This is a genomic window from Streptomyces sp. SudanB25_2051 (assembly GCF_964272635.1).
Classification (GTDB): domain Bacteria; phylum Actinomycetota; class Actinomycetes; order Streptomycetales; family Streptomycetaceae; genus Streptomyces.
In genome coordinates this window covers 1,000,943-1,026,146 of record NZ_OZ186787.1, presented here as the reverse complement: position 1 = coordinate 1,026,146, position 25,204 = coordinate 1,000,943, and the positions used below count along the sequence as shown (strand labels likewise).

21 protein-coding genes and 1 pseudogene are annotated in these 25,204 nt (G+C 73.9%); 13 read left to right on the top strand and 9 right to left on the bottom strand.

Going from position 1 to position 25,204, the window contains the following annotated elements:
• The first annotated feature begins 77 nt into the window (after window positions 1-77).
• The 5 genes from pheS to ACSUPT_RS04490 all read left to right on the top strand — a co-directional run bounded on the left by pheS (window position 78) and on the right by ACSUPT_RS04490 (window position 7,251).
• Window positions 78-1,205: a phenylalanine--tRNA ligase subunit alpha gene (gene pheS, locus ACSUPT_RS04510; RefSeq protein WP_351963060.1), complete on the top strand. Its 1,128-nt coding sequence runs from the start codon at window positions 78-80 to the stop codon at window positions 1,203-1,205.
• A complete protein-coding gene (pheT, locus tag ACSUPT_RS04505; RefSeq protein ID WP_361660868.1) occupies window positions 1,205-3,733 on the top strand; it encodes a phenylalanine--tRNA ligase subunit beta in 2,529 nt (842 codons plus the stop codon). Before pheS ends, pheT begins: the two co-directional genes overlap by 1 nt.
• Window positions 3,734-3,954: 221 nt before the next feature.
• Window positions 3,955-5,037: a PP2C family protein-serine/threonine phosphatase gene (locus ACSUPT_RS04500; RefSeq protein ID WP_436943507.1), complete on the top strand. Its 1,083-nt coding sequence runs from the start codon at window positions 3,955-3,957 to the stop codon at window positions 5,035-5,037.
• A 292-nt stretch (window positions 5,038-5,329) separates the two neighbouring features.
• Window positions 5,330-6,673, top strand: coding sequence for a tetratricopeptide repeat protein (locus ACSUPT_RS04495; protein ID WP_436943506.1), 1,344 nt, complete (start codon window positions 5,330-5,332; stop codon window positions 6,671-6,673).
• A gap of 47 nt (window positions 6,674-6,720) precedes the next feature.
• The gene (locus tag ACSUPT_RS04490) at window positions 6,721-7,251 is read left to right on the top strand and encodes an NUDIX domain-containing protein (protein WP_351963056.1); all 531 of its coding nucleotides are present in this window, start codon (window positions 6,721-6,723) and stop codon (window positions 7,249-7,251) included.
• 50 nt (window positions 7,252-7,301) lie between these two features.
• Here the strand turns inward: ACSUPT_RS04490 and ACSUPT_RS04485 are convergent, their stop codons facing one another.
• Window positions 7,302-8,162, bottom strand: a complete 861-nt coding sequence (locus ACSUPT_RS04485) for a 3-hydroxybutyryl-CoA dehydrogenase (protein ID WP_023589560.1) — start codon at window positions 8,160-8,162, stop codon at window positions 7,302-7,304.
• A 257-nt stretch (window positions 8,163-8,419) separates the two neighbouring features.
• Between ACSUPT_RS04485 and ACSUPT_RS04480 the strand changes: the two genes are divergently transcribed.
• Entirely contained in the window at window positions 8,420-9,745 is a 1,326-nt protein-coding gene (locus ACSUPT_RS04480; RefSeq protein WP_365726339.1) for a glycoside hydrolase family 10 protein, read from the top strand.
• Between the two features lie 13 nt (window positions 9,746-9,758).
• Here the strand turns inward: ACSUPT_RS04480 and ACSUPT_RS04475 are convergent, their stop codons facing one another.
• The gene (locus tag ACSUPT_RS04475) at window positions 9,759-9,965 is read right to left on the bottom strand and encodes a DUF1918 domain-containing protein (protein ID WP_365726341.1); all 207 of its coding nucleotides are present in this window, start codon (window positions 9,963-9,965) and stop codon (window positions 9,759-9,761) included.
• A gap of 150 nt (window positions 9,966-10,115) precedes the next feature.
• On the bottom strand, window positions 10,116-10,721 hold the full coding sequence (locus tag ACSUPT_RS04470) for a DUF6461 domain-containing protein (protein ID WP_351963053.1): 606 nt from the start codon (window positions 10,719-10,721) through the stop codon (window positions 10,116-10,118).
• 58 nt (window positions 10,722-10,779) lie between these two features.
• On the opposite strand from ACSUPT_RS04470, the gene ACSUPT_RS04465 reads away from it, so the two are divergent.
• Window positions 10,780-11,214, top strand: coding sequence for a GNAT family N-acetyltransferase (locus ACSUPT_RS04465; protein ID WP_436943505.1), 435 nt, complete (start codon window positions 10,780-10,782; stop codon window positions 11,212-11,214).
• Window positions 11,215-11,502: 288 nt separating this feature from the next.
• Window positions 11,503-12,662: pseudogene (locus ACSUPT_RS04460) on the top strand (methyltransferase).
• Here ACSUPT_RS04460 and ACSUPT_RS04455 read toward each other — a convergent pair.
• On the bottom strand, window positions 12,652-13,278 hold the full coding sequence (locus ACSUPT_RS04455; protein ID WP_436943504.1) for a CGNR zinc finger domain-containing protein: 627 nt from the start codon (window positions 13,276-13,278) through the stop codon (window positions 12,652-12,654). The pseudogene ACSUPT_RS04460 and the gene ACSUPT_RS04455 overlap by 11 nt on opposite strands.
• A gap of 38 nt (window positions 13,279-13,316) precedes the next feature.
• On the opposite strand from ACSUPT_RS04455, the gene ACSUPT_RS04450 reads away from it, so the two are divergent.
• Entirely contained in the window at window positions 13,317-14,768 is a 1,452-nt protein-coding gene (locus ACSUPT_RS04450; RefSeq protein ID WP_436943503.1) for an MFS transporter, read from the top strand.
• A 399-nt stretch (window positions 14,769-15,167) separates the two neighbouring features.
• On the opposite strand, the gene ACSUPT_RS04445 is transcribed toward ACSUPT_RS04450, so the two are convergent.
• On the bottom strand, window positions 15,168-15,740 hold the full coding sequence (locus tag ACSUPT_RS04445; RefSeq protein WP_361660844.1) for a YdeI/OmpD-associated family protein: 573 nt from the start codon (window positions 15,738-15,740) through the stop codon (window positions 15,168-15,170).
• Window positions 15,741-15,886: 146 nt separating this feature from the next.
• On the opposite strand from ACSUPT_RS04445, the gene ACSUPT_RS04440 reads away from it, so the two are divergent.
• The 4 genes from ACSUPT_RS04440 to ACSUPT_RS04425 all read left to right on the top strand — a co-directional run bounded on the left by ACSUPT_RS04440 (window position 15,887) and on the right by ACSUPT_RS04425 (window position 18,431).
• The gene (locus tag ACSUPT_RS04440) at window positions 15,887-16,036 is read left to right on the top strand and encodes a hypothetical protein (RefSeq protein ID WP_436943502.1); all 150 of its coding nucleotides are present in this window, start codon (window positions 15,887-15,889) and stop codon (window positions 16,034-16,036) included.
• A gap of 196 nt (window positions 16,037-16,232) precedes the next feature.
• A complete protein-coding gene (locus tag ACSUPT_RS04435; protein ID WP_365726470.1) occupies window positions 16,233-16,796 on the top strand; it encodes a hypothetical protein in 564 nt (187 codons plus the stop codon).
• Entirely contained in the window at window positions 16,796-17,935 is a 1,140-nt protein-coding gene (locus tag ACSUPT_RS04430) for a hypothetical protein (RefSeq protein WP_351963046.1), read from the top strand. The genes ACSUPT_RS04435 and ACSUPT_RS04430 overlap by 1 nt, the downstream gene beginning before the upstream one ends.
• Window positions 17,936-17,939: 4 nt before the next feature.
• Window positions 17,940-18,431: a hypothetical protein gene (locus tag ACSUPT_RS04425; RefSeq protein ID WP_404148074.1), complete on the top strand. Its 492-nt coding sequence runs from the start codon at window positions 17,940-17,942 to the stop codon at window positions 18,429-18,431.
• Between the two features lie 69 nt (window positions 18,432-18,500).
• Here ACSUPT_RS04425 and ACSUPT_RS04420 read toward each other — a convergent pair whose 3' ends face one another.
• The 4 genes from ACSUPT_RS04420 to ACSUPT_RS04405 form a co-directional block, all read right to left on the bottom strand.
• The gene (locus ACSUPT_RS04420; RefSeq protein ID WP_404148078.1) at window positions 18,501-19,121 is read right to left on the bottom strand and encodes a DinB family protein; all 621 of its coding nucleotides are present in this window, start codon (window positions 19,119-19,121) and stop codon (window positions 18,501-18,503) included.
• A 160-nt stretch (window positions 19,122-19,281) separates the two neighbouring features.
• Window positions 19,282-19,716 (bottom strand): VOC family protein, encoded by a 435-nt coding sequence (locus ACSUPT_RS04415; RefSeq protein WP_351963043.1) that lies wholly within the window; start codon window positions 19,714-19,716, stop codon window positions 19,282-19,284.
• A gap of 278 nt (window positions 19,717-19,994) precedes the next feature.
• Window positions 19,995-20,465 carry a hypothetical protein gene (locus ACSUPT_RS04410; RefSeq protein ID WP_361660835.1) on the bottom strand — a complete coding sequence of 157 codons (471 nt, stop codon included), beginning with the start codon at window positions 20,463-20,465 and terminating at the stop codon, window positions 19,995-19,997.
• Window positions 20,466-20,496: 31 nt separating this feature from the next.
• Window positions 20,497-25,176 (bottom strand): DUF6531 domain-containing protein, encoded by a 4,680-nt coding sequence (locus ACSUPT_RS04405; RefSeq protein ID WP_436943501.1) that lies wholly within the window; start codon window positions 25,174-25,176, stop codon window positions 20,497-20,499.
• Window positions 25,177-25,204: the final 28 nt, after the last annotated feature.

Here is a 25,204-nt window from a genome sequence, read left to right as displayed (position 1 = left end):
ACTCAAGCTTTGGCACCTTTGCGTCCTCGGTCGTCGAGCGGGGGCCCCAGCCAGCCCATTCGGAAGTACGGGAAGAGATGTCGGCACCCAACAAGTCGTACGACCCAGTCGAGGTCGAGGCACTGAAACCGGAAGAGATCGAGCGCATGCGGGACGAGGCGCTCGCCGCCTTCGCCGCCGCCGGCGACCTCGACGAGCTCGCCCACGCGAAGGTCGCCCACACGGGCGGCACCTCGCCCCTCGCCCTCGCCAACCGGGAGATCGGCGCCCTGCCCCCGCAGGCCAAGGCCGAGGCGGGCAAGCGCGTCGGGCAGGCGCGCGGCGCGGTGGCCAAGGCCCTGGCCGCCCGCCAGGCCGAGCTGGAGGCCGAGCGCGACGCCCGGGTGCTGGTCGAGGAGGCGGTGGACGTCACACTGCCCTACGACCGCACCCCGGCCGGCGCCCGCCACCCGCTGACCACCCTCATGGAGCGCGTCGCGGACGTCTTCGTCTCCATGGGCTACGAGGTCGCCGAGGGCCCCGAGGCCGAGGCGGAGTGGTTCAACTTCGACGCCCTCAACTTCGTGCCCGACCACCCGGCCCGCCAGATGCAGGACACCTTCTTCGTCGAGGGCCCCGAAGGGACCCGCGGCGACGAGTCCGGCATCGTGCTGCGCACCCACACCTCCCCGGTGCAGGCGCGCACGCTCGTGGACCGCGAGCCGCCCGTGTACGTCGTCTGCCCCGGCCGCGTCTACCGCACCGACGAGCTCGACGCCACGCACACCCCGGTCTTCCACCAGATCGAGCTGCTCGCCGTCGACGAGGGCCTCACCATGGCCGACCTCAAGGGCACGCTCGACCACATGGTCCAGGCCCTGTTCGGCCCGGACATGAAGACCCGGCTCCGCCCGAACTTCTTCCCGTTCACCGAGCCGTCCGCCGAGATGGACATGCTCTGCTACGTCTGCCGCGGCGAGTCCGTCGGCAACGCGGACCGGCCCTGCCGCACCTGCGGCAGCGAGGGCTGGATCGAGCTCGGCGGCTGCGGCATGGTCAACCCGAAGGTGCTCATCGCCTGCGGCGTCGACCCGGAGAAGTACAGCGGCTTCGCCTTCGGGTTCGGCATCGAGCGGATGCTGATGTTCCGCCACAACGTCGAAGACATGCGAGACATGGTCGAGGGTGACGTCCGGTTCACCCGGCCGTTCGGGATGGAGATCTGATGCGGGTCCCGCTTTCGTGGCTGCGGGAGTACGTCGACCTGCCGGCGACGGAGACCGGCCGAGACGTACAGGCCAAGCTGGTTTCGGCCGGTCTGGAGGTCGAGACCGTCGAGCAGCTCGGCGCCGGCCTCACCGGCCCGCTCGTGGTGGGCAAGGTCCTCACCATCGAGGAGCTGACCGAGTTCAAGAAGCCGATCCGCTACTGCACCGTCGACGTCGGCCAGGCCAACGGCACCGGCGAGCCCCAGGAGATCATCTGCGGCGCCCGGAACTTCGCCGAGGGCGACAAGGTCGTCGTGGCCCTCCCCGGCGCCGTGCTGCCCGGCGACTTCCGCATCGCCGAGCGCAAGACGTACGGCCGGATGTCCCGCGGCATGATCTGCTCCTCCGACGAGCTCGGCATGGGCGACGACGGCACCAAGGGCATCATCGTCCTGCCGCCCGAGCACGAGGTCGGCACCGACGCCACCGCCCTGCTGGAGCTGTACGACGAGGTCCTCGACATCGCCGTCACCCCCGACCGGGGCTACTGCCTGTCGATGCGCGGTGTCGCCCGCGAGGCGGCCATCGCGTACGGGCTGCCGCTGCGCGACCCGGCCCTCCTCGACGTGCCCGCGCCGAACTCGTACGGCTACCCGGTCCAGGTCACCGACCCCGTCGGCTGCTCCCGCTTCACCGCGCGCACCGTCGTCGGCCTCGACCCCGAGGCCCGGTCCCCGATCTGGCTCCAGCGCCGCCTGCAGAAGGCCGGCATGCGCCCGGTCTCCCTCGCCGTCGACGTCACCAACTACGTGATGCTCGAACTGGGCCAGCCGCTCCACGCCTACGACCGCAGCCGCCTCGACGGCCCGATCGGCGTGCGCCGCGCCGAGCCCGGCGAGAAGATCACCACCCTCGACGGCACCGTCCGCGTCCTCGACCCGGCCGACCTCGTCATCACCGACAGCCGCGGCCCCATCGGCATCGCGGGTGTCATGGGCGGCGCCAACACCGAGATCGCCGACGCCGGGACCGACCCGGAGACCGGGCAGGTCCGCGGCACCACCGAGGTCGTCATCGAGGCCGCGCACTTCGACGCGATCTCCATCGCCCGCACCGCCCGCCGCCACAAGCTGTCCTCCGAGGCGTCCCGGCGGTTCGAGCGGGGCGTCGACCCGCAGGCCGCGGCCGCCGCGGCGCAGCGCACGGTCGACCTGCTGGTCCTCCTCGCGGGCGGCACCGCCGAGGCCGGCGTCACCGAGATCGTCGCCCCGAGCGCGCCCCGCACCATCGCCATGCGCGCCGACCACCCGGACCGCGTCGCCGGCGTCTCCTACGGCCGCGAGACCGTCGTCCGCCGCCTCCAGGAGGTCGGCTGCGACGTGTACGGGCAGGACGAGCTGGTCGTCACCGTCCCGTCCTGGCGCCCCGACCTCAACGAGCCCAACGACCTCGCCGAAGAGGTCATCCGCCTGGAGGGCTACGAGAACCTCCCCTCGACCCTGCCCAAGCCGCCCGCCGGCCGCGGGCTCACCGAGCGCCAGCGCACCCACCGCCGCGTGGGCCGCGCCCTGGCCGGCGCCGGCTACGTCGAGGCGCTGAACTACCCGTTCATCAGCGAGCAGGTCCTCGACCAGCTCGACATCCCGGCGGACGACCGCGCCCGGAGCGTCGTCAAGCTCGTCAACCCGCTCTCCGACGAGGAGCCCGCGCTGCGCACCACGCTGCTGCCGGGCCTCCTCGCCGCCCTGCGCCGCAACGACGGCCGCGGCAGCCACGACCTGGCCCTCTTCGAGACCGGCCTCGTCTTCCACGCCCCGGCCGAGCCGGGTGTCGCGGTCCGGCTGCCCGTCGACCGCCGCCCGACCGACGCGGAGCTCGCCGGAGTCGACGCCGTCCTGCCCGAGCAGCCCCGGCACGCCGCCGTGGTCCTCGCCGGGGCGCGCGAGCAGGCCGGCTGGTGGGGCAAGGGCCGCCCGTCCGACTGGGCCGACGCGGTCGAGGCCGCCCGGACCGTCGCCCGCGAGGCCGGCGCCGAGCTGATCGTCCGGCAGGGCCAGTACGGCCCCTGGCACCCCGGCCGCTGCGCCGAGCTGGTCGTCGTCGTGGACGGCGCCGAGCGGACCGCCGGCCACGCCGGCGAGCTGCACCCGCGCGTCGTCAAGGCGCTCGGCCTGCCCGCCCGCACCTGCGCCATGGAGCTCGACCTCGACCTGGTCGAGCGCGCCTCCACCGGCCCGGTGCGCGCCCCGCGCATCTCCACCTTCCCGGTGGCCACGCAGGACGTCGCGCTGGTCGTGGACCAGGCCGTGCCGGCCGCCGAGGTGGAGCGCCACCTCACCGAGGGCGCGGGCGAACTGCTGGAGTCGATCCGGCTGTTCGACACGTTCACCGGCGAGCAGATCGGCGAGGGCAAGAAGTCCCTGGCGTACGCGCTGCGGTTCCGCGCCGCGGACCGCACGCTGACCGTCGAGGAGGCCACCGCCGCCCGCGACGCCGCCGTGGCGCTCGCCGCCGAGCGCACCGGGGCGGTCCTGCGCGGCGCCTGACGCCCCGCACACCACCCCCGCCCACGGAAGAAGGGGCGCGTCCGGACCACCGGACGCGCCCCTTCCCCTTTCCTGGTGGCGGAAAGCCCCGGGCGCGCTGGGGGCGTGCGCGCGGTTGCTCACTCATTCGAGTGAGAAGCCTGGTGGACGTTCCCCGCGAGAAGGGACGATCGACAGAATCGTCCCGACCGCGACAAGGGGCCTGAAGAAGGGCGGTCCGCATGATCCGTTGCTGGTCCCGGAGGCCCCGCGCGCGGAGAGCCGGCCCGCTCGCCCCGCTGGCCCTGCCGACACTGTGGGGTGCCGTCGCCGTGACGTGGAAGATGACGTGCCCGCTGGCCCGCCAGGACGACCTGGCCGCGCGGATGGCCGGCAGCGCCGTCTTCCTCGCCGTCGGGACCGGCCTCGCCATGGGCGTCTGCCGGAGCCTGCGCCGCCGGCTGCGGCAGATCGAGGCGATCGCCCACGCCGCCCAGCGGGTCCTCCTGCGCCCCCTGCCGCCCCGCCTCGACGGGCTCGCCCTCGCCGGCAGGCAACTGCCCGCCGTGCCCGGCGCGGTCGTCGGCGGGGACCTGTACGAGGCGCTCGCCACCCCGTACGGCGTCCGCGTGATCATCGGCGATGTGCGGGGCCACGGGCTGACCGGCCTCGGCGCGGTCGCCGCCGTCCTCGGCAGCTTCCGGGAGGCGGCGTACGAGGAGCCGGGGCTCGGCGGACTGCTGCGCCGGCTCGACCGGGCCCTCCAGCGGTACGCGGGGGAGCGGACCCGCGACGAGGACCCCGCGCACCCCGTGGCGGGCGGCCCCGCCGAGGAGTTCGTCACCGTCCTGCTGCTCGACATCCGCCACAACGGCGACGTGCTGGTCCTCAACTGCGGCCACCCCTGGCCGTACCGGCTCGGGCACGACGACGCGGAGCCGCTCGCCACCGGCGTGCCGCTGCCGCCGCTCGGCGCGTTCCCGCTGCCCGACACCCTGCCCGTACGGCGCTGCGACCGGCTGCTGCCCGGCGAGGCGCTGTTCCTCCACACGGACGGCGCGGCGGAGGCACGGGACGCGGGCGGGCGCTTCTTCCCGCTGGAGACCGTGCTCGGCACGATCGCGCGGCGTACGGCCCTCGCCCCGGACGCCGTCATCGACGACGTGCGCGCCGCGCTGCTCGCCCACACCGACGGCCGCCTCGGCGACGACGTGTCGTTCGTCGTCGTGCGCAACGACCGCGTGCCCGCCGACCGCGTCCTCGTCCCCGTGCAGCCCGGCGATCCGGGCCCGCGCCCGACCCGGCCCGCACCGTCCTCCCGATAGCGGCTGGACCGGACGGTGCGGACCGGCACCACCCGCCCCCGCCGAAATGTGTCGGGCGGACCGGCGGGGCGGGCGGTGCGCGGCCGGGCCGCCGCCTGTACGAGGGGGGAGCCGGCGGCCCGGCCGCCTCCTGAGAGGCATCAAGTCAACCGGGCCCCGCCGCATGCCGGAAGCGCGCACGGGGCACGGATACCGGCACTTCGTTCACACCCCGTGCGAATCGGGCACCCGTGCGGGCCGCCCGGTGGCACACACGGCAGACGGCACACCGCACGGCACGCTGAGGGACCCCATGCAGCCCAACACCCTGCTCGACGCCCTGCTCGACGAGGCGGGGATGTCCCACGCGGGCCTCGCCGCCCACGTCAACCGGGCGGGCCGCGCACACGGCCTGACGCTGCGGTACGAGCACACGGCCGTCGCCCGCTGGCTGAAGGGGCAGCGCCCGCGCGGCCGGGTCCCGGACCTGATCTGCGAGGTGCTGGCCGCCCGGCTGCGCCGCCCGGTCACCCTGGACGACGTCGGGCTCGGCGTACCGGACGGCGGCGCCGCGCCCGGCCAGGGGACGCCGCTGGCCGGGTTCGTCGAGCGGGCCACGGCCCTGTGGCGGTCCGACGAGCAGCGCCGCCCGCACCTCCTGGGCGTCGCGGCGGTCACCGGCACCCCCGCCGTGATGCCGGTCTGGGAGTGGGAGAACCCGCCCGAGGACGCCGACGTGTCCCGCCGCGGCACCACCGACGTCAGCGCCGTGGACATCGAGACGCTCCGCGCGGCCCGCGCCCACTACGAGCTGATGTACCGCAGGGCCGGCGGCATCGCCACCCGCGCCCGGATCGTCGGCTTCCTCAACGCCCGTACCGCCCCGCTGCTGCGCGGCTCCTACGGCGACGCCCTGGGGCGGCGGCTGCACCGCGCGGCGGGCGGCCTGGTCGCGGTGGCGGGCATCTGCGCGTACGACTCCGACGAACTGGGCCTCGCCCAGCGCTACTTCCACCAGGCCCTGCGCCTGGCGAAGGCCAGCGGCGACCGGGGCCTGGGCGCCTATGTGATCGCGCTGCTCGTCAACCAGGCGCTGTTCACAGGGGAGTACCGCGAGGCCGTGGCGTTCGCGGAGGCGGCGCTGAGGTCGGCGGGGGCGTGCCTCACCCCGGCGCTCACCGCCGACCTGTACGCGATGCAGGCGCAGGCGTACGCGCACCTCGGCGACGGTGCGGCGGCGCTGCGCTGCGTCCGGCGGGCCGAGCGGGAGGCGGAGCGGATCCGGCCGGGCCAGGAGCCGGACGAGACCGGCTATGTGCAGCCGGGCCTGGTCAACGTGCGGGCCGCGGAGGCGCTGCTGAGCCTGGGCGATCTGTCCGGCGCGCGGGAGAACGCCGCCGCCGCCGTCCGCACGCCCGCGCACGACCGGGGGCGGGTGCACCGGCTGGCGATTCTCAGCCAGATCCAGCTGCGCCAGGGCGAGCCGGACCGGGCCGCGCGGACGGCCGCCGAGATGGCCGAGCGGGCCCGCGGAATGGAGTCGCGGCGGCTCAGGGGCCGTCTGCGGGAGGTGCGGGAGCACCTGATGGCCAGCGGCTCGGGCGACGCCGGCGAGGCGGCCGAAAAGATCGAGGCGGCCCTGCGCGTTCCCCTCTGACGGGCCGGCAGCTGCGATATTGCCTCCGACAGGAAGGTGGCAGCGCAGTGCGGTGGACGAACCTCGGCGAGACGACCGTGTACGAGAACCCCTGGTTCCGGGTCAACCTGGCGGATGTGGCGCTCCCGGACGGGCGGCGCCTGGACCACTTCCTCATCCGGCTCCGCCCGGTCGCCGTGGCCACCGCCGTCAACGACGCGGACGAGGTGCTGCTGCTGTGGCGGCACCGCTTCATCACCGACACCTGGGGCTGGGAGCTGGCCGCGGGGGTGGTGGAGGACGGCGAGGACGTCGAGGCGGCCGCGGCGCGCGAGATGGAGGAGGAGACCGGCTGGCGTCCCGGCCCGCTGCGGCACCTGATGACCGTCGAGCCGTCGAACGGGCTGACCGACGCCCGCCACCACCTGTACTGGTCGCGGGAGGCCACGTATGTGGGCGAGCCCGAGGACGCCGTCGAGTCGAGCCGCCGCGCGTGGATACCGCTGAAGCTCGTCCCCGACCTGATCGCCCGGGGCGAGGTCCCGGCCGCCAACATGGCGGCCGGCCTGCTGATGCTCCACCACCTGCGGCTGGGCTGACAGGCGGGCGTGAGCGCGGGGGCCGGAGCGGTGCGCCGACCCCCGGCGGCTCAGGAGTAGACGTAGAAGCCGGAGCCGGTCTTGCGGCCCAGGCGGCCCGCGTCGACCATGCGCTGGAGCAGCGGGGGAGCGGCGTACAGGGGCTCCTTGTACTCGGCGTACATCGAGTCGGCGACCGAGGCGACCGTGTCCAGGCCGATCAGGTCGGACAGCTTGAGCGGGCCCATCGGGTGGGCGCAGCCCATCTCCATGCCGTTGTCGATGTCCTCGCGGCTGGCGATGCCCGACTCGAACATCCGGATCGCGGAGAGCAGGTACGGGATCAGCAGCGCGTTCACCACGAAACCGGACCGGTCCTGCGCGCGGATCGCGTGCTTGCCGAGGACCTTCTCGACCACGGCCTGGGCACGGCTGATGGTGCCCTCCGACGTGGTCAGCGCGGGGATCAGCTCGACCAGCTGCTGGACCGGCGCCGGGTTGAAGAAGTGGATGCCGATGACCTGGTCGGGGCGGGAGGTCGCCACGGCCAGCTTCACCAGCGGGATGGAGGACGTGTTGGACGCCAGGATGGCGTCCTGCCGGGTGACCACCTGGTCGAGGACCTGGAAGATCTCCGTCTTGACCTGCTCGTTCTCGACGACCGCCTCGATGACCAGATCGCGGTCGGCGAACTCCCCGAGGTCGGTGGTGAAGCTCAGCCGGGCGAGCGTCGCGTCACGCTCCTCCTCGCTGATCTTGCCGCGCTGGGCGGCCTTGTCGAGGGAGTTGTACAGCCGGGTACGGCCGATCTCCAGCGCCTCGCCGGTGGTCTCGGCCACCTTGACCTCGAGGCCGCTGCGGGCACACACCTCCGCGATGCCCGCGCCCATCTGACCGCAGCCCACCACTCCGACGCGTGCAATGTCGGCCATTGAGTCCGTCACCTCGTGCCTTTCGCTGATCTTCGGGTGGCGGGGCGTCCGTATGGTTCCGGCTCTCCCGCCTCGACCCCACGACGTTACTCCGTTCGCGCGGATCGGCGGTCCTCCGGGCCGGGCATGCTCCCCCGGAGACGGTCATACGGTCCGGGGCACCCGCTTTCGTCTCCTAGAGCGCGAAGGGCGCGAAGCGCCCGAAACGATCACGGCGCACGGGCGGGGCCGGGTACGACGGGAAGGCTGGGGCACACATGGGACACAAGGGCGGCGGCGGCGTCGGGCGGCGCGCAATGGTCGCGGCGGCGACGGGACTGGTGGCGTCCCTGCTGGTCAGCGGGGACGCGGTCGGCGCGGCGGGCCACCGGGGCGGTGGCCGGGGCGGCGACGGGGGCCGGCGGGGAGAGGGCGGCGGGCGCGGGGACGCCAAGGGGCGGCGCGGGGGCCTGCGCGCGGAGGAGTTCCGCGGCATGTGGGTGGCGACGGTCACCAACCGCGACTGGCCCTCCCGCACCGGGCTGTCCGCGGCCCAGCAGCGCGCCGAGCTCACCGCCCTGCTCGACCAGGCCGTGAAGCGGCGCCTCAACGTGGTGATCCTCCAGGTCAGGCCGACCGCCGACGCGCTGTGGCCGTCGCCGTACGAGCCGTGGGCCCAGTGCCTCACCGGCGTCCAGGGCAAGGACCCCGGCTGGGACCCGCTCGGCACCGCCGTCGCCGAGGCCCACCGGCGCGGCCTGCAGCTGCACGCCTGGTTCAACCCGTACCGGGTGGCCACCCACGCCGACCCGACGCGGCTCGCCGCCGACCACCCGGCGCGCCGCAACCCGGACTGGGTCGTCCCGTACGGCGGGAAGCTCTACTACAACCCGGGCCTGCCGCAGGTGAGGCGGTTCGTCCAGGACGCCATGCTCGACGCCGTACGCCGCTACGACCTGGACGCGGTCCACTTCGACGACTACTTCTACCCGTACCCGGTGGCCGGGCAGGTCTTCGACGACGACGCGGCGTACGAGGCGCACGGCGGCGGCTTCCCGGACCGGGCGGCCTGGCGGCGGGACAACATCGACCTGCTGGTCCGGGAGATGTCCGCCCGCATCAAGGCGGTCAAGCCCGGTGTGAGGTTCGGCATCAGCCCGTTCGGGATCTGGCGCAACGCCGCGACCGACCCGCTCGGCTCCGACACGCGCGGTCTGCAGACGTACGACGACCTGCACGCCGACACCCGCAAGTGGATCAAGCAGGGCTGGATCGACTACGTCGTCCCGCAGCTGTACTGGCACATCGGCTTCGCCGCCGCCGACTACGCCGCGCTGGTGCCGTGGTGGAACGACGTGGTGCGCGGCACGGACGTCCATCTGTACGTGGGGGAGGGCCTGTACCGGGCGGGGGACCCGGCGGCGCCCGCGCCCTGGCAGGACCCCGCGGAGCTGTCCCGGCACCTCACCTTCGCCGCCGAGCACGACCAGGTCCTGGGGCACGCCTTCTTCGGGGCGCGGGACGTGGTCGCGGACCGGATCGGGGCGATGGCCAGGGTCGTGGCCGACCACTACCCGACACCGGTCCGCCCGCCGGGCTGGTGATGCGCGGGCGCGGTCAGGGGCGCGCCTTGAACTCCCCCTTGTGACGAACGGCGGCGTCCGGGCCCGGGGACACGACGGCCTCGTGCCCGTCGTCGTCGAACTTGACGCGGTACGGCGGGTGGCCGTGCTCGCCGAGGACCTCGACGATCTCGGCCGTCCGGTCGTGCTGTCCGACCACCCGGCCGTGCACCAGCAGCTTGTCGCCCACGGTTGCTTCCATCGGGAGTGACCTCCTCGCACCGGATTCTCCGTATCTGGGAGTCTACGTCCGCACCTGTGCTCCGCGTCACTCGGGAGAGTGGCCCCGCGGTGCCTCCGTGCGGTGCCTCGGTGCGGTACCTCCGTGCGGTGCCTCCGCGCCGGGCGGGGCTCAGAAGACCGGCACCGAACCCGTCCGGAACTCCGCCCCGTCCAGCAGCTCCGGCGTCAGCCGCACCCCCGTCATCCGCTCCGCCAGGGCGAACGCCGCCTCCGTCGTCGGCTCCGGCCCCTCGTCGTCCTCCCGCAGGCCGAAGCCGACCTCCCGCATCAGGGCCACGGCGCCGTCCGGGTCGGCGCCGTCCCGCGCGTACGGGAACAGCGGCTCGAAGTGCAGCCGCAGCTCGCCGTCCGCGTACCGGCTGAAGTGGTCCACCGCGTTCACATTGCGGAAGTGCGTGACCAGCTCCGTCCCCCGGGACAGGGGCACGGCCGCCTCGTCGAGCGTGCCCAGATAGCCGTTCGGCTCGATCATCAGCGTCCAGCCGTCCACCTCGCAGACGCCCAGGAAGTGCCGGTCGCCGCCGGACTCCTTCCACGCCGCCGCCGCGGCCTCGACGAGCGGGGCTATGCCCGTCACCCGGCCGTCCGCACGGCCCCGCAGCCGCTCCAGCGCCTCGTCGGGGGAGACCGCGTGCACCAGCGTCAGGCAGTACGCCTCGATGAGCTCCGGGCAGTGGTCACCGAGCCAGCGGTAGTCGGCAGCAGTCGCGTTCATACCTCCGATCGTGGCACCCGCCACTGACAACGGGCCCTTCCCCTGCGAACGTTCGACCATGACGGAAACGAACGCTTTCGGCTCGTACGAGATTTCGACCGACCCCGCCCGAGTCGACCGGGAACGGCTCCACATGTGGCTGTCGACCGACACGTACTGGGCGCGGGGGCGCAGCCGCGGGAAGCAGGACCGCGCCGTCGACGGCTCCCTCAACTTCGCCGCGTACGACACGCGCAGCGGCGACATGGCCGCCTACGCGCGCGTGGTGACCGATCTCGCGACCTTCGCCTGGCTGTGCGACGTGTACGTCGACCCGGCGGCGCGCGGCGCCGGCCTCGGCACGGCGCTGGTGGCGGCGGTCCGCGACCACCTCGCCCCGCACGGCCTGAGCCGCGTCATGCTCGCCACGGCGGACGCGCACGGCCTGTACGAGAAGCTCGGCTTCCGGCGCATCGACGACGCGGACCGCTGGATGGTCCTCGACTTCGGCTAGTCCGACGCCACCAGGCGGCGGGGACCGGCAGTGACCGGGGCGGGCGGTGACCGGGGCCGCTCTTGGCCCGGGCCCGTGGCTGGGGCGGGCGGTGACCGGGACCACCCATGGCCGGGGAGCGGGGCTGCCCGTGGCCGGGACCGCCCGTGGCCCGGGCCGGCGGTGACCGGTGGCCCCGGTGGCGGCCCGCCGGACCGGTGGCCAGGGAGCTCTCCTGCCGTACGGCGGCCCGGCCGGGTCCCCGTACGGCGTCCGCGCCGCGCGGCACCCGCTAGCCTGAACCTCACGATGAACCGTTTGTCCACGGCCTGGGGCGACCTCGCCCTCACCCGCTTCCCCGACCATCCCCGCGACCCGCTGCGCGCCTGGGACGCCGCCGACGAGTACCTGCTGCGGCACCTCGCCGAGCCGGACGCCCCGCGCTCCGGGGCACCGTGGCCGTGGTCGGCGACCGCTGGGGCGCCCTGGCCACCGCCCTCGCCGGCCACCCGGGCCCCGCCGGACTGGTCCAGATCACCGACTCGTACCTGGGCCGCGAGGCCACCCGCGCCAACCTCGCCCGGGCCGGCCGCGCCGATGACCGCGTACGGCTCCTCACCACGCGCGACGCCCCGCCCGAGCGGATCGACGTGCTGCTGGTCCGCGTCCCCAAGAGCCTGGCGCTCCTGGAGGACCAGCTGCACCGCCTCGCGCCCGCCCTGCACGCCGGGACGGCCGTCATCGGCACGGGCATGGTCAAGGAGATCCACACCTCCACGCTCACCCTGTTCGAACGGCTCGTCGGCCCCACCCGCACCTCCCTCGCGGTGAAGAAGGCCCGGCTCATCCACACCGTCCCCGACCCGGACCTCCACCGCCCCGCCAACCCCTGGCCGCACCGGTACGCGCTGCCCGGCGACGCCCCGGCGGTCGCCGGCAGGACCGTCGTCAACCACGCGGGCGTCTTCTGCGCGGACCGCCTCGACATCGGCACCCGCCTGTTCCTGAAGCACCTGCCGACCGGCCTCGGCGCCGCCCGCGTCCTCGACCTGGGCTGCGGCAACGGCGTGGTCGGGCTGGCCGTCGCGGTCGCGGAGCCGGACGCCGAGGTGATCCTCACCGACGAGTCGTACCAGGCGGTCGCCTCCGCCGAGGAGACGTTCCGCGCCTCCGCCCCGCCCGGTGCGAAGGCCCGCTTCGTCGTCGGCGACGGCACCGCCGACGTACCGGACGGCTCGGTCGACGTGGTCCTCAACAACCCGCCGTTCCACAGCCACCAGGCCGTCACCGACGCGACGGCCCGCCGGATGTTCACCGCCGCGCGCCGCGTGCTACGCAGCGGCGGCGAGCTGCGGGTCGTCGGCAACCGGCACCTCGGCTACCACGTGACGCTGCGCCGCGTGTTCGGCAACTGCGAAGTCGTCGGCAGCGACCCGAAGTTCGTGGTGCTGCGCGCCGTCAAGCGCTGACCCCGTCCGGGCCCGCCCGACCGGTCCGGCCGGCCCGGGGGGCCGCCCCCGCGGCCTTGGCGCGGCGGTGCGCGGCCACCCGTTCGCGGGTGGCGCACCGCCGCGAGCAGTAGCGGCGCGGGACCCCGCTGCCCAGCGCCAGGAACACCCGCCCGCAGCCGGGCGCCGCGCAGAGCCCGCCGGGCGCCCGCTGCCGGTCCCAGACCAGGACCGTCAGGCACAGGCACGACGACGCGAGGAACCACTCGCCCCACGGCGCGTCGTCCGACGCGTCCAGATGCGGATGCCACGGGCTGTCGCCGCCGTGCGCGGTCAGCCGCAGCGGGCCCGGCCCCCGCGCGAGGAGCCCGTTCAGCTCCGCGACCGCCGCGTCCAGGCCCTCGGCGGCGAACACCCGGCGCAGCGCCAGCGCCGCGTCCCGCAGTTCGGCGACATCCCGCTCCGACACACTGACCGGCTCGATCTCGCCGTGCTCCCGCAGCAGCCGAGCGATCCCGTCCGGTGTCGGGTCGTCACGGGTCAGCGCGTTGACGAGGGCCTCGGTGCGGCGGGCGACCGCCCTGACCGAGTGGTGGGACGAGCGGTCGTCGGCGTACACCCCGGCAATGTAACGCATCTGGTGTGGTTTTCCGTTACGTGCGTAACGTGCCGTGCGTGAGAGACCGTTACCCGCTCCTCCGGTACACGACCGGCGCCGCACTCGCCCGTACGGGCGACGAGATGGCCGGGCCCGCGCTGCTCCTGGCGGAGCTCGCCGCCACCGGGTCGTCCGCGACCGCGTCCGCCCTGCTCGCCGCGAGCACGGCGGCCGCGGCCGTGGGCGGACCGGTCCTGGGCGCGCTGCTCGACCGCTCGGCACGCCCGGGGCGGCTCCTCGCCTGGTCGGTCACCGGCTACGCGGCGAGCCTGCTGGCCGTGGCCGTGTGCCTGGGGCGCGCACCGGCCGCCGTGCCCCTGCTGATCGCGGCCGGCTCCGGGCTGCTGGCCCCGGCCCTGTCGGGCGGCTGGACGGCCCAGCTCCCCGGGGTGGTGGAGCGGGCGGCGCTGCCCCGCGCCACGGCCCTGGACGCGATGACCTTCCACGCGGCGGCCCTGGCGGGCCCGGCCCTGACCGCGGCGGTGGCCGTGGCGTACGGCTCCGGGCCGGCCGTCGTCGCGGCGGCGGCCTTTCTCGCCCTGGCGGCCCCCGCCGCGCCCGGCATCTTCCGGCCGGGGAGCTCCGGCCCCGCAGACCCCTCGGCATGCGGCGCGCCCGGCACCTCCGGGCCCGCGACCCCCGCACCCTCCGGCCCCGTGGCGGTCCCCGGCACCCCCGAGCCGGCGACCCCCGCCCCCTCAGGCCCCGCCGCGCCCGTGCCGCGCTCCCGGCGGCTGGCCGCCGACGTCGGGGCCGGGTTCCGGGCGCTGGCGGGTGCCCCGGTGCTGGGCCGGGTGACGGCGGCCTCCGTGGTGTCGTGCGCCGGGCAGGGCGTCCTCGTCGCCTGTACGCCCCTGCTGGGCGAGCGGCATCTGGGCGGGGCCGGGTACGGGGCGCTGCTGCTGGCCGTCGTCGCGGCGGCCGCCCTCGTGGGGAACGCCCTGCTCGCGCGCCTGTCCGGAGCGCCCGCGCCGGAGGCGGTGTTCCGGGCGGCGACCCTCCTGCAGGGCGCCGCCCTGCTGCTCGCCGCCGCGGCCGGTCACCCCGCCGTCCTGCTGGCGGCGGTGGTGCTCGCGGGGCTCGGGGAGGGGCCACAGCTGACGGCGCTGTTCGCGGTCCGGCACCGGGAGGCGCCCGACCGGCTGCGCGCCCAGGTCTTCACGACCGGCGCCAGCCTGAAGATCAGCGGCTTCGCGCTGGGGGCGGCCGTCGCCGGGCCGCTCGCGGACGCCTCGCTGCCGGGGGCGCTGCTCGGGGCCGCCGCCGTACAGCTCGTCGCGGTGGCCGTCAGCGCTCCGGCAGGGCCGTCCCGCAGCGGGCGCAGTACCGGACCTCGGCGCCCTCGGGAGCGAGCCGGCCGCACTCGGGGCACACCCGGTCCAGCAGGCAGGCCGGCTCACCGCCCTGCTCGCGCCCCGCAGCGGTCGGCCGGCCGATCGTCATACCGGGACGCCGGCGGTGCACCGTGAGGTAGTCCAGCCCGTGCGGCCCCGCCACGAGCCCCCGCCGCGCCCCGTGCGGCAGCCACACGACGCACCCGGCCTCCAGCGCCTCCGACCCCGCGTCGCCCGTCTCCAGCCGCCCCTGGCCGCTCACCACGAACACCAGCACGTCGAGGTCGGCCTCCACATGGACGGCCACCCCCGCGCCGGGCGCGAGCCGCACCACGTTGGCGTCGAGCTGCCGCTCCTGGACGGCGAGCCGCCACAGGGCACCGCCGCGTTCGGCGGGCATCGCGCGGACGAGGTCGGACATCCGGGCGAGCACGCTCGCCTCCGGGGGCACTGCCACGTTGTTCCTCCCGAGAACACCGGCGGGGTGAGGGCCACCGGATCGTAGCGAGTCGCCGCCCCCGACACGCGGCAGCGTCAGCGCGCCCCGGCGGCCAGCGCCCGCACCGCCCTCTCCAGCCGCTCGCGGCGCGCCCGCGGGGTGCGGGCCTGCAGCAGCGGCAGGATCACCTGGTACCGGGCCGTCCGGTCGAGCGCCTCGAACGCCTCCCGCGCCCCCGGCGCCGCGTCGAGCGCCGCCGCCAGGTCCGGCGGCACGGTCGCCGTCCGCTGGGACTCGTACGCGGCGTCCCACCGCCCGTCCTCCTGCGCCCGCCGCACCTCGGCGAGGCCCGGCTCCCGCATGCGCCCGGCGGCGGTCAGCTCGGCGACCCGCTCCACGTTGACCCGGGACCACAGGCTGCGCGGGCGGCGCGGCACGTACTTCTGGAGGTAGTACGTCTCGTCGTACGCCTTGCGCTGCCCGGAGATCCAGCCGTAGCAGAGCCCCACGTCCACGAGCTCGCCGTCCGTGACGGACGGGACGCCCGACTTCTTCCGGGCGACCTTCACCCACACGCCCTCCCGGCGCGTGTGATGCCGCTCCAGCCACTCCTCGAACGCCCCTGCGTCGCGGAAGGCGACGACCTCCACCCCGTTCAGCTCGTCCATGCGTCCACGCTATCCACCCGGTGAAAACCACGAGCCCGCCGCGCCACGCCCCCGGCAGGATGCCCCCGTGCACCCTTTCACCCGCGCCGACGCCGCCCTCCCCGGCCTCGCCGCCAACCCGGCCCGACCCACGGGCGCGGCGTGCGGTGGCCGCTCACCCTGCGCTGCCCCCGCGCGTCCTCGTCGGGCTTCTGGGCGACGGCGACGGGGAGGTGGCGGAAGCGGCGGCCGCGAACCCCGCGCTGCCGCCCGCCGCGATGCGGGAGCTCGTACGGGCTCTCGGTGCGGGCACCTGAGGCGGCTCCCGGCCGGGCGGGGCAGGAGCCGCCGTGCCGCACCCGCCGCGCCTGCCGGGACCGCCGCGCGTGCCGGGACCGCCTCGGCGGCCCCGGTACCGGCGTCGGCCCGACCGGCATCGCTTTCCGTATCCCGGATGTGATCATCCGGCCGCCGTCATGATTATCTGAGGGGAGACATCGAACGGGGGATCACATGAGCGAGGGAACAACCGCGGTCAGCGAGGGCAAAGCCACCGGGGACGACCGGCTTCCGGAGCCGGACGGGGCGAAGCTGCCGCTGTCCCCGGACGAGCTGGAACGGCACGAGGTCCTCCCCGGCTGGGAGGGCCACTACACCGCGCCGCCCGCGGACAGCACCGCCGACCCGCTGGCCCGGCCGCAACTGCGCCCGGACCCTCCCGGCCTGCTGCGGCCGCCGCCCCCCGGCGGACGGTCGGTCGACTTGAAGATCGCGCCCGGTGTGCTCAAGAAGGCCGCCGGCCGGATCGACGACATCTACGACCACTTCCACAAGCCGGCCGCGTCGCTGGAGGAGCCGGCGCTGAAGGCGGTGAGCGCGCTGGAGGGGCTGGAGTCGGCGCGCGCGGTCCGGCTCGCCCACCGGCAGTGGGAGCGGCAGGCCGGGACGGTCACGGCATGGCTCGCGCACATCGCGGCGAGCCTGCGGGCCAGCGACGGCACCTACACCCGGGCCGACATGGAGGCGGGCCAGGCCGTCGACCGGGTGCGGGTCCGCTCCGCGCTGGAGGACTACTGATGGCGGAGACCTTCTACCTCACCCTGCTGGCCGCGGACCTGTCGGCGCTGGACGGCCTGGCGGACCGCTGGGAGGGCATCCACCGGGACATCAAGGGCCTCGGCAAGCGCATGCACGACGAGGTGCTCACGCCGCTGCGCGACAAGGGCTACTGGGAGGGGGCGGCCGCCCCGTACGCCTGGAAGATGATCGACGACATCCAGCGCCAGCTGGAGAACGCCGCGAAGGTGGCGGACGCGGCCCGGCGCGTCGTCGAGGACGGCGTGGGCGATCTGAAGTCGGCCCAGAGGGACCTGAAGGACGCCACCCGGCGGGCCAGGGAGAAGGGCCTGTACATCAGACAGGACGGGACGCTGTCCCCGGACGTCATCGGCAACGTCTGCAAGGTCGAGCTGACCGCCGAGGAGAAGAAGACCATCGAGGCGGCGGACCGGGAGATCGCGCAGATCCTCAAGCGCGGGGTGACGGCCGACCGCAACCTCGCCTACAGCCTGATGGCCGACATCGGCCTGGGCCAGTGGTTCAACAAGGCGCCCGGGCTCACCGACATCGACTCGACGAAGAGCATCGGTGAGGACGTGTACAACGCGGTGGGCCTCGCCCTCCAGGGCAAGGATCCCTACCCGGGCCTCAGTTCGGACGACCCGTACTCGCTGGGATGGGACTGGGTGACCGGCGACGGCGCCCGCCACCGCGACTACTACCACGGCGACGAGATGACCGAGCTGATCAGGTCCAGCGAGAGCATGGAGCAGCTGCGGCTGGACACGCTGGAGCAGTGGCGGTCCACCGGCCAGCCGCAGGGCAGCGTGGCGTACTCGATCTCGGAGAGCGGCAAGCTCGGCGCGTTCAAGAAGCTCGTCACCACGGACCTGCCGGCCATCGTCACCGGCGACGAGGACCACCTCGGCGAGGCGTTCACCGGCTCGTACAACCTCAACTACACGGTCAAGGGCCAGGACCCCGACGGCTCCCTGGTGGTCGAGTACACCCTGAAGAACAACACCAGCAACGAGTCGTTCCTGCACTATGTCGGCTACTACGACTGGCTGGAGAAGTTCAACCGCGAGGAAGGCGTCTTCTCGTCCGTGGACCAGAAGATCGTCTGGACCGAGCGCATTCCGGCGAAGGAGAAGTGAGCCGGTGTCCCGAGGACGCATCCTGACGGCGGCCGCCGCCGTGCTCGCCCTGCTGAGCTGCCTGCCGGGCTGCTCGCCCGCGCCCACCGCCCTGGAGGGCTGCATGGGGGAGCGGGCGGTCGGCGCGACCTCCGCGCAGCTCGCCGGCACCTACCGGGGGGAGGGCGACGCGGAGGGCGTGACGCTCACCCTGAAGGCGTCGGAGAGCAAGCCGGGAAGCGGCACGGTCACCGTGCGCGGCTGGCCGACCGGCGACTGGCACCGCGGCGAACTCGGCGAGACCTTCGACGGGTCCGGCACCTGGTCCGTGGTGCAGGGCGGCACCGCGGCCACCGAGTTCGCGCGCCTGTCCCTCTCGTTCACCGCGCCGAAGCGCTTCCTGGAGGGGGACACCCTCGACTCGCTGTCGATCGCCGAGGGCGACGGGCGCACTCACCTGTACGCGGAAGGCGACCCGGACGTCTGCCCCGCCTTCCGGCTGCGGCCGCAGGGCTGAGACCGCCCCGCCCCGTCCCGCCCTGCCACGCCGACTGCGGCCCCCTCCCGCCCCGCCGGCTGCGGGCCGTCAGGCGTGGCGGGAGCGGTACAGGTCGCGGATCAGCGCGATCTCCGCGCCGTGGTGGAGCAGCTCCTGGTTGACCCACCAGACGATGTCGACGAACGGGTCCTCGGGGTCGCTGCCGTGGGGGTACGTGCTGTGGCCCACCGTGTCCAGGGCGCGGTCGTCGGCGGCCAGCAGGGCGTTCCGCCAGGCCGTCGCGGCCGCGTCGAACTCGGCGATCGCGCCGGCCGCGTCTCCGCTCGTGCGGTAGTCGTCCCTGGTCAGGGTGTGGGTGCCCGCGGTGTGGTCGGCCCGCAGGGCCAGCAGTTCGCTGAGGTGGCTCAGCCGCCAGGCGAGCGTGGTGAAGGGCGGCGGGACCGGGTGCGGGGCGGGCGCGGTGTCACGCCCCCAGTCGCCCGTGCCGCTCAGGGCGGTCGCGCGCGGCCCCGGCCCGTCCGTGCGGCGCCGGACCGACCAGCAGCCCGGCACCGGCTCCCACAGGTACTCCTCGTCCGTGAGGGGGCCGACCTCGACGGCCGTACCGTTGCCGCTGTCCACGACGGGGCCCGTCAACCGGTCGGCCAGCCGCTCGCGCGCGAAGTCGAACTGGTCGAGCAGCGGGATCAGGCGTGGCGGCGTGGACATGGCGCTCCCGGGGCTGTCGAGGGCCCTAAGTCGGCTGGGGCCTCGGGCCGTTGCGGAGTGGATCCCGCGTCAGCCTGGCACAGCGGCCGTGCGGCCTCGCCTGATTTTCCGTACCCGCCCGGCCCGGCGGCCGACGCGGCACCGGGGTCGTGCGCCTCCCTCAGTCGAGGCAGAACTCGTTGCCCTCGACGTCCTGCATCACGATGCACGACTCGTTCTCGCCGTCGGCCCGCAGCAGCCGTACGCGTACGGCCCCGAGCGCGACCAGTCGCGCGCACTCGGCCTCCAGCACGGCGAGGCGCTCCTCACCCACCAGGCCGGTGCCGACCCGCACGTCGAGATGGACCCGGTTCTTGACGGCCTTGCCCTCGGGCACGCGCTGGAAGTACAGGCGCGGACCCGCCCCCGACGGGTCGGCGCAGGCGGACCACGAGCCGCGCTCCCCGGCCGGCAGCGAGCGCTGGTAGTCGTCCCACGTGGCGAACCCCTTCGGGGCGGGCGGCAGGACGTACCCCAGCACCTCGCACCAGAACCGGGCGACACGCTCCGGTTCCGCGCAGTCGAAGGTCACCTGGAACTGCTTGATCGCGGTCATCCGGCCACCTTAACGGCGTGCCTGCCGACCGCACTTGGGTTTTTCCCACCCGCGTCCTGCGGTCCCCTGCCCCGCGTCCCGCGCCCGTGCCCCGCGTCCCCTGCCCCGCGTCCCACGCCCGTGCCCCCCGCATCCCACGCCCGTGCCCCGCGCCCGTGCCCCCCGCATCCCACGCCCGTGCCCCGCGCCGTCGCCCGCCGGGACGCCTCCGCGGACCGCGACGGGGTGCGCGCGCAAGCCGCTGGGACCCCGAACGTCCGTGAACCCGGTGAACCCCCTCAGCCCACAGGGTCCGTCGTCACCAGCACGTAGTCGAAATAGAGGGGGTCACCCTCCTCGTCCACCGGGTACTCGAAGCTGCTGTTGTTCGCGAAGATCACCTTGAGCTCCGGCAGGACGTCGAAACCGAGGTCGTTCTCCTCGACGACATGGCCCCGTTCCTCGAGCCGCGCCAGCAACTCGTCACTCGGGGTGCGGAAGACGTCGACACCGTCGAGGGTGACCCTCATGTCCGCGTCCTCGTCGCGGAACCGCCACACCTCCACGTTGGTCAGCTCGCCCTTGCGGAAGCCGAGCATGACGTTCGCCCGGTAGCCCTCGTGCTTGCAGAGGATCTGTCCCGGCTCGGCCTCGGCGTCCGCGTCCGGGACGGTCAGGCCCAGCTCGCGCGCGGCCTGACCGGCCTCGTCGGCCGACATGCCGAACCGGAACGTCGCGAAGCCGATGTGCGGCAGCAGTTCCACGTCCACGTCCACTCCTTCGTAGGTGCGTCAGGTTCCGTCATACCAGCAGGGCGTTTTCGTCGACCGTCCACCCTCGCTTGGCGAGCATCGCCTGGAAGTTCTTGTTGTCCTTCAGGCTCTCGACCATCTCCTTGATGTGGTCGTCGTACTTTCCGGGGAATCGTGTCTTGATGTCGTCGATGTCCATGCGCATGGCCTCCGTGAGCTTCCCCTGGTTGATCAACTCACGCTGCCATTGCTGCCATGCCTGCGCCTCCAGGCTGGAGCCCGAGCTGTACAGCTTCTGGTGGTCGTCGAGATCCATGCGAATCGCCGGACCGTTGTTGACCTTCTGCTTCTTGTGCGGTCGGTTCGCGATGTAGAAGCCGGGCTCGATGACGTCCTTCCAGGCCGACTTGGGCGGGATGTGGTTGACCTCCATGTCGACGGTGGAGACCCGCCTCCCGTTCACCTTCTGGTTCGCCGGGAGCAGCCCCCCGTACCAGCCGGCCCTCGACGTGCAGCCCTTGGCGATCAACCCCTCGGGGTCCATCAGCGTGTAGGGGTTGGTGACGTAGCCGGCCGGATTGGGGGAGGGAGCGAGCCCGAGGGGATCGGCGGACACGTAGCGGGCGGTCTCCGGGTCGTAGTGCCGGTGGACGTTGTAGTGCAGACCGGTCTCCGGGTCGTCGTACTGGCCCGGGAAGCGCAGGGGTGTGTAGGCGGTGGCGTCACGGTTCCACGCCGTGAGCCCCCAGACGGTGGAGCGGTTGTGCCATGCGACGTCGCCCCGCTCGTCGACGAGTTCCGTGGGCGTGCCGACCAGGTCGGTGACGATCGCGAAGAAGCGGCTGTCGACCTCCTCCGGTCCCAAACCCTCGCCGACGGTACGACGCTCCAGCTGGGACAAGGGACGGTAACCCTCGTGGTCCCAGGTCAGGGTGACCCCGGAGGCCATGTCGGTCTGCTCGGCCAGCCGGGTGTCCTCCCACGAGAAGAGGACCGTGGCGGCGACCGCGGTGCCGTCGCTGGCCATGCGGTGCTTGGCGGTGCGGCGGCCGAGGGGGTCGTAGGAGTAGCGCCAGACCGTGCCGTCCGGGGTGGTGCAGGAGGTGAGCCGGTCCTCGGCGTCCCAGGTGTAGTGCCAGGTGTCCGGCTTGCGGGACGGGCGCTTCTTCCGGCGCGTGACGACCCGGCCGGCGTCGTCGTACGCGTAGCGCAGCCCGCCCGCGGAGACCAGTCGCGTCCCCTCGTACACCCGCTCCCCGCGGCTCTCCACGTGCTGGGCCCGGGCAGGCCACTGGGCGCCCGTCTGGTTGCCGATGGCGTCGTAGCTGTACCGCTCCGACCAGTCGTCCACGGCGACGCCGAGCGGCCGCCCCAGCGGGTCGAGGTCGAACCGGGCGGTCAGCCCCCTCAGCTCGTCGGTGGCGGAGACGAGCAGTCCGTCCGCGCGGTAGCCGAACGCCCGGGAGCGGACCCTTCGGCGGCCCGTGGACACCGTCTGGGACGCCAGCCGGCCGATGGCGTCCCACGTGGAGGCGATCGTCACCGGGGCGGCGGAGGGCCCGAAGGTGCGGGCCAGCTCGCGGCCCAGCAGGTCGCGGGAGAAGTCGAGGGCGTGGCCGGCCACCGCGACGCGGGTCCGGTTGCCGCTCTCGTCGTACCCGTACGTGGTGACGGCGCCGGTCGGCGTGGTCCGCGACACCAACTCCCCGTGGGCGTCGTAACCGAACCGCATGGTGCGCCCGTCGACGGTCTCCGCCAGCAGGCGGCCCATCAGGTCGAACTCCAGGGCGAGGACGGACGTCGGTGTCTCGGCCCGGACCAGCCGGTCGGCCGCGTCGTAGGTGAACCGGGTGACCGTCCCGGCGGCGTCCTTCTCCAGCAGCCGGCCGACGGCGTCGTAGGTCAGGGCGAAGCGGTGGCCGGCCGGGGTGACACGGGCGGCGAGCCGGCCGGCCGCGTCGTGCTCGTAGCGGGTGGTGCGGCCGTCGAAGTCCGTCTCCGACGTGGTCAGTCCGGTGGGGCCGTAGGTGTACGTCCAGGTCCGGCCCTGGGGGTTGCGGACACCGGTGACCCGCAGCTCGGTGTCGTAGGTGAACTCGTACCGGGCCCCATCCACACCGGTCCGCGCGGCCAGGAGGTCGAACCAGGTGTACTCGAACCGGGCGGTGCCGCCCAGGGGGTCGGTGTACGAGAGGCAGTTGCCCTCCTCGTCCCAGGTCCACGACTCGGCCGTCCCGTCCGGGGCGATGCGCCGGGACAGCGAGCCGTCCGGTGTCCACTGCAGCCGGGTGACCGATCCGGCCGGGTCGGCCGACTCGCGGGGCCGCCCGAAGGCGTCCCGGGTCACGGTGTAGGTGGCGCCCCGGGAGTCCGTGACCGACAGGGTGAGCCCCGCCGGATCGTTCACCCGGCGCTCCGACAGGCCGCCCGGGAAGGTCACCGTGGCGGTGGCGCCCGCCGCGTCGTACGTGTAGCGGGTGGACGTCCCGTCCGGGGCCGTCAACGACAGCCGGTTCCCCCGGTCGTCGAAGGTCTGGCGCCAGACCGATCCGTCGGGGCCGGTCACCGCCACGGGCAGGTGCATCTCGTTGTAGACGACGGACGCGCGCCGCCCGTCGGGCAGCACCATCGAGACCAGGTCGCCGTGCTCGTCGTAACCGAACTCGGCCGTGTTGCCGAGTTCGTCGGTGCGGGACAGCAGGTTGTCGTACCGGTCCCAGGTGAAGTACACGGTGTGGCCGCGGGCGTCGGTCTCGGCGACCGTCTGGCCGAGACTGTTGAACCGTGTGACGGTCACCGCGCCCGTGGAGTCGGTGAACCGGGTGACGCGGGCCTCGGTGTCGTAGGAGAAGCGGGACGACAGCGCCCCGCCGGGGCCGATCGTCTCCGTCACGCGCCCGGCGGCGTCGTACACATAGGTGTACGTGTGCCCGTTCCGGTCGGTCCACGACGTCACCCGCCGGTGTCCGTCGTAGGTGAGGCGCAGGGGCACACCGGACGAACCGGCGACCGACTCCAGGTTCCGGTCGGCGTCGTATCCGAAGGAGGCGACGCGGACCGGCCCTTCGGGAGTCTCCACGTCCAGGGTGGTGACCACCCCGCGCTGCCGGTCGGTGCCGACACGCACCCGGTAGCCCGCGTCGTGGCTCACCAGCACGGGCAGGCCGTCCTCGGAGCGGTCTATCCGGTAGGCGTTGCCGTTGCGGTCCTCGACGTCGGTCAGCCAGTACAGCCCCGAGTGGTAAGGATTGCCGGCGAAGCGCCGGGTGAGCCCCGTACGCGGATCGGTGACCGCGTATGTGACGTCACCGAGGACGCCCCGCCCGGCGAGGACGAGAGGCAGCCGTTCGCCCTCCACCGGCAGCAGCTCCTGACCGGGCTCGGTCGGCACCGCTGGGTAGAACAGGACGGAACCGTCCTCCCGCGCCCACGCGACGCCCGCCCCGGTCATCTCCAGGCGCTCATCGAGCGTGGAGGCCCAACTGCTGCCGAAGCAGTGGCCGAAGAGATAACCGGATATGTGGGTGCGCCGCAGCGCCAGAGGGAGGACCCCGGGCAGGACGAGGTCCGTCTGGGGCATGACCATCTCCCCGGTGGCCACGTCCACCGGGTCGGTCTTGCACCGCCGGTTGAGCAGGGACATCGCGACCTCGCGCAGGCGGTCCAGTGCCTCGCGCATCGATGTGGGGCGACGCCGGCGTACCGGCTCGGAGCCGCCGTGGCGACGGCCCGGGCCGTCGTCCCCGTCCTTGCGGTCCCTCGCGGCGATGGCGCGCAGACGGTCGCGGACATCGCCGTCCGTCTCCCTGTGCGTCTTCGATCCGCCCTTGATCGCGTCCGGGACCTTCTTGCCGATGTGGTCCCCGAGATCGTCCAGCGCCTTGGTGAGCTTCTCCGTGATGCCCTCGATGGACGTGTCGAGCACGGCGGTCAGAGAGTCCTTGCCCTTGGCGCGCCCGTGGTGTCCCTTGGCCCTGCCGAGCTTGCTGCCGGCCCTGGACTTCATGGTGATCTGCACGGAGGCCAGATGCGTCGCGGCGTTGCCGTGGGCGTCGTGGTCGATCTTCGGGCCGCCGCCGGGGCCGGCGCCCGGGCCGGCGGAATTGAGCCGCAGTCCGTCCTCGCCCGCCTGCGCGGTCCGGCCGGTGTCGTACCCGTTCTGGACCCCGGCCGCGTTGAGCGCGGTCTGGATCGCGAGGTCGGCGACGATGTTCTCGATCGCGGCGACCGCGGGCGCGGTGAGCGTGGCGACGATCTCGGCGACGGCCGCGTCCGCCATCTCCTTCATGATCCGCTTGAACGCGATGCGCGTCGCGGTGATCTTCGCTCCGGCCAGCAACGTCGACAGGCCGGCCGTCACCGGCGCGAACGCCAGCGTGATTCCCACCGTCGCGCACAGATCGGCCAGTTCGCCCACCGCGGCGATCTTCCGGGCGACGATGATGTCGGCGACCCGGTCGAGGGCACCCGCCACCAGGCGGGCCGCCTTCGCCAGATCCTTGTGCTTGCCCTGCACCTTGGACCAGTGGTCGTCCAGGGCGGTGAGCGACTCGCTCTGCCCGCTGGACAGCAGCGTCTGTACGTGGGCGTACGCGGTGCCCGCGTCGTCGTCGGCGTCGTCCGCGAACTCCCGCAACGCGTCGGCCATGTCGCGGTACGCGTCCTCGTCCACGTTCGGCCAGCCCACACCGATGACGTCGAGCATCGTGTCGACGCCTTCAGGTATCACATACCCCACGATTCGGCAGCCCCCGTTC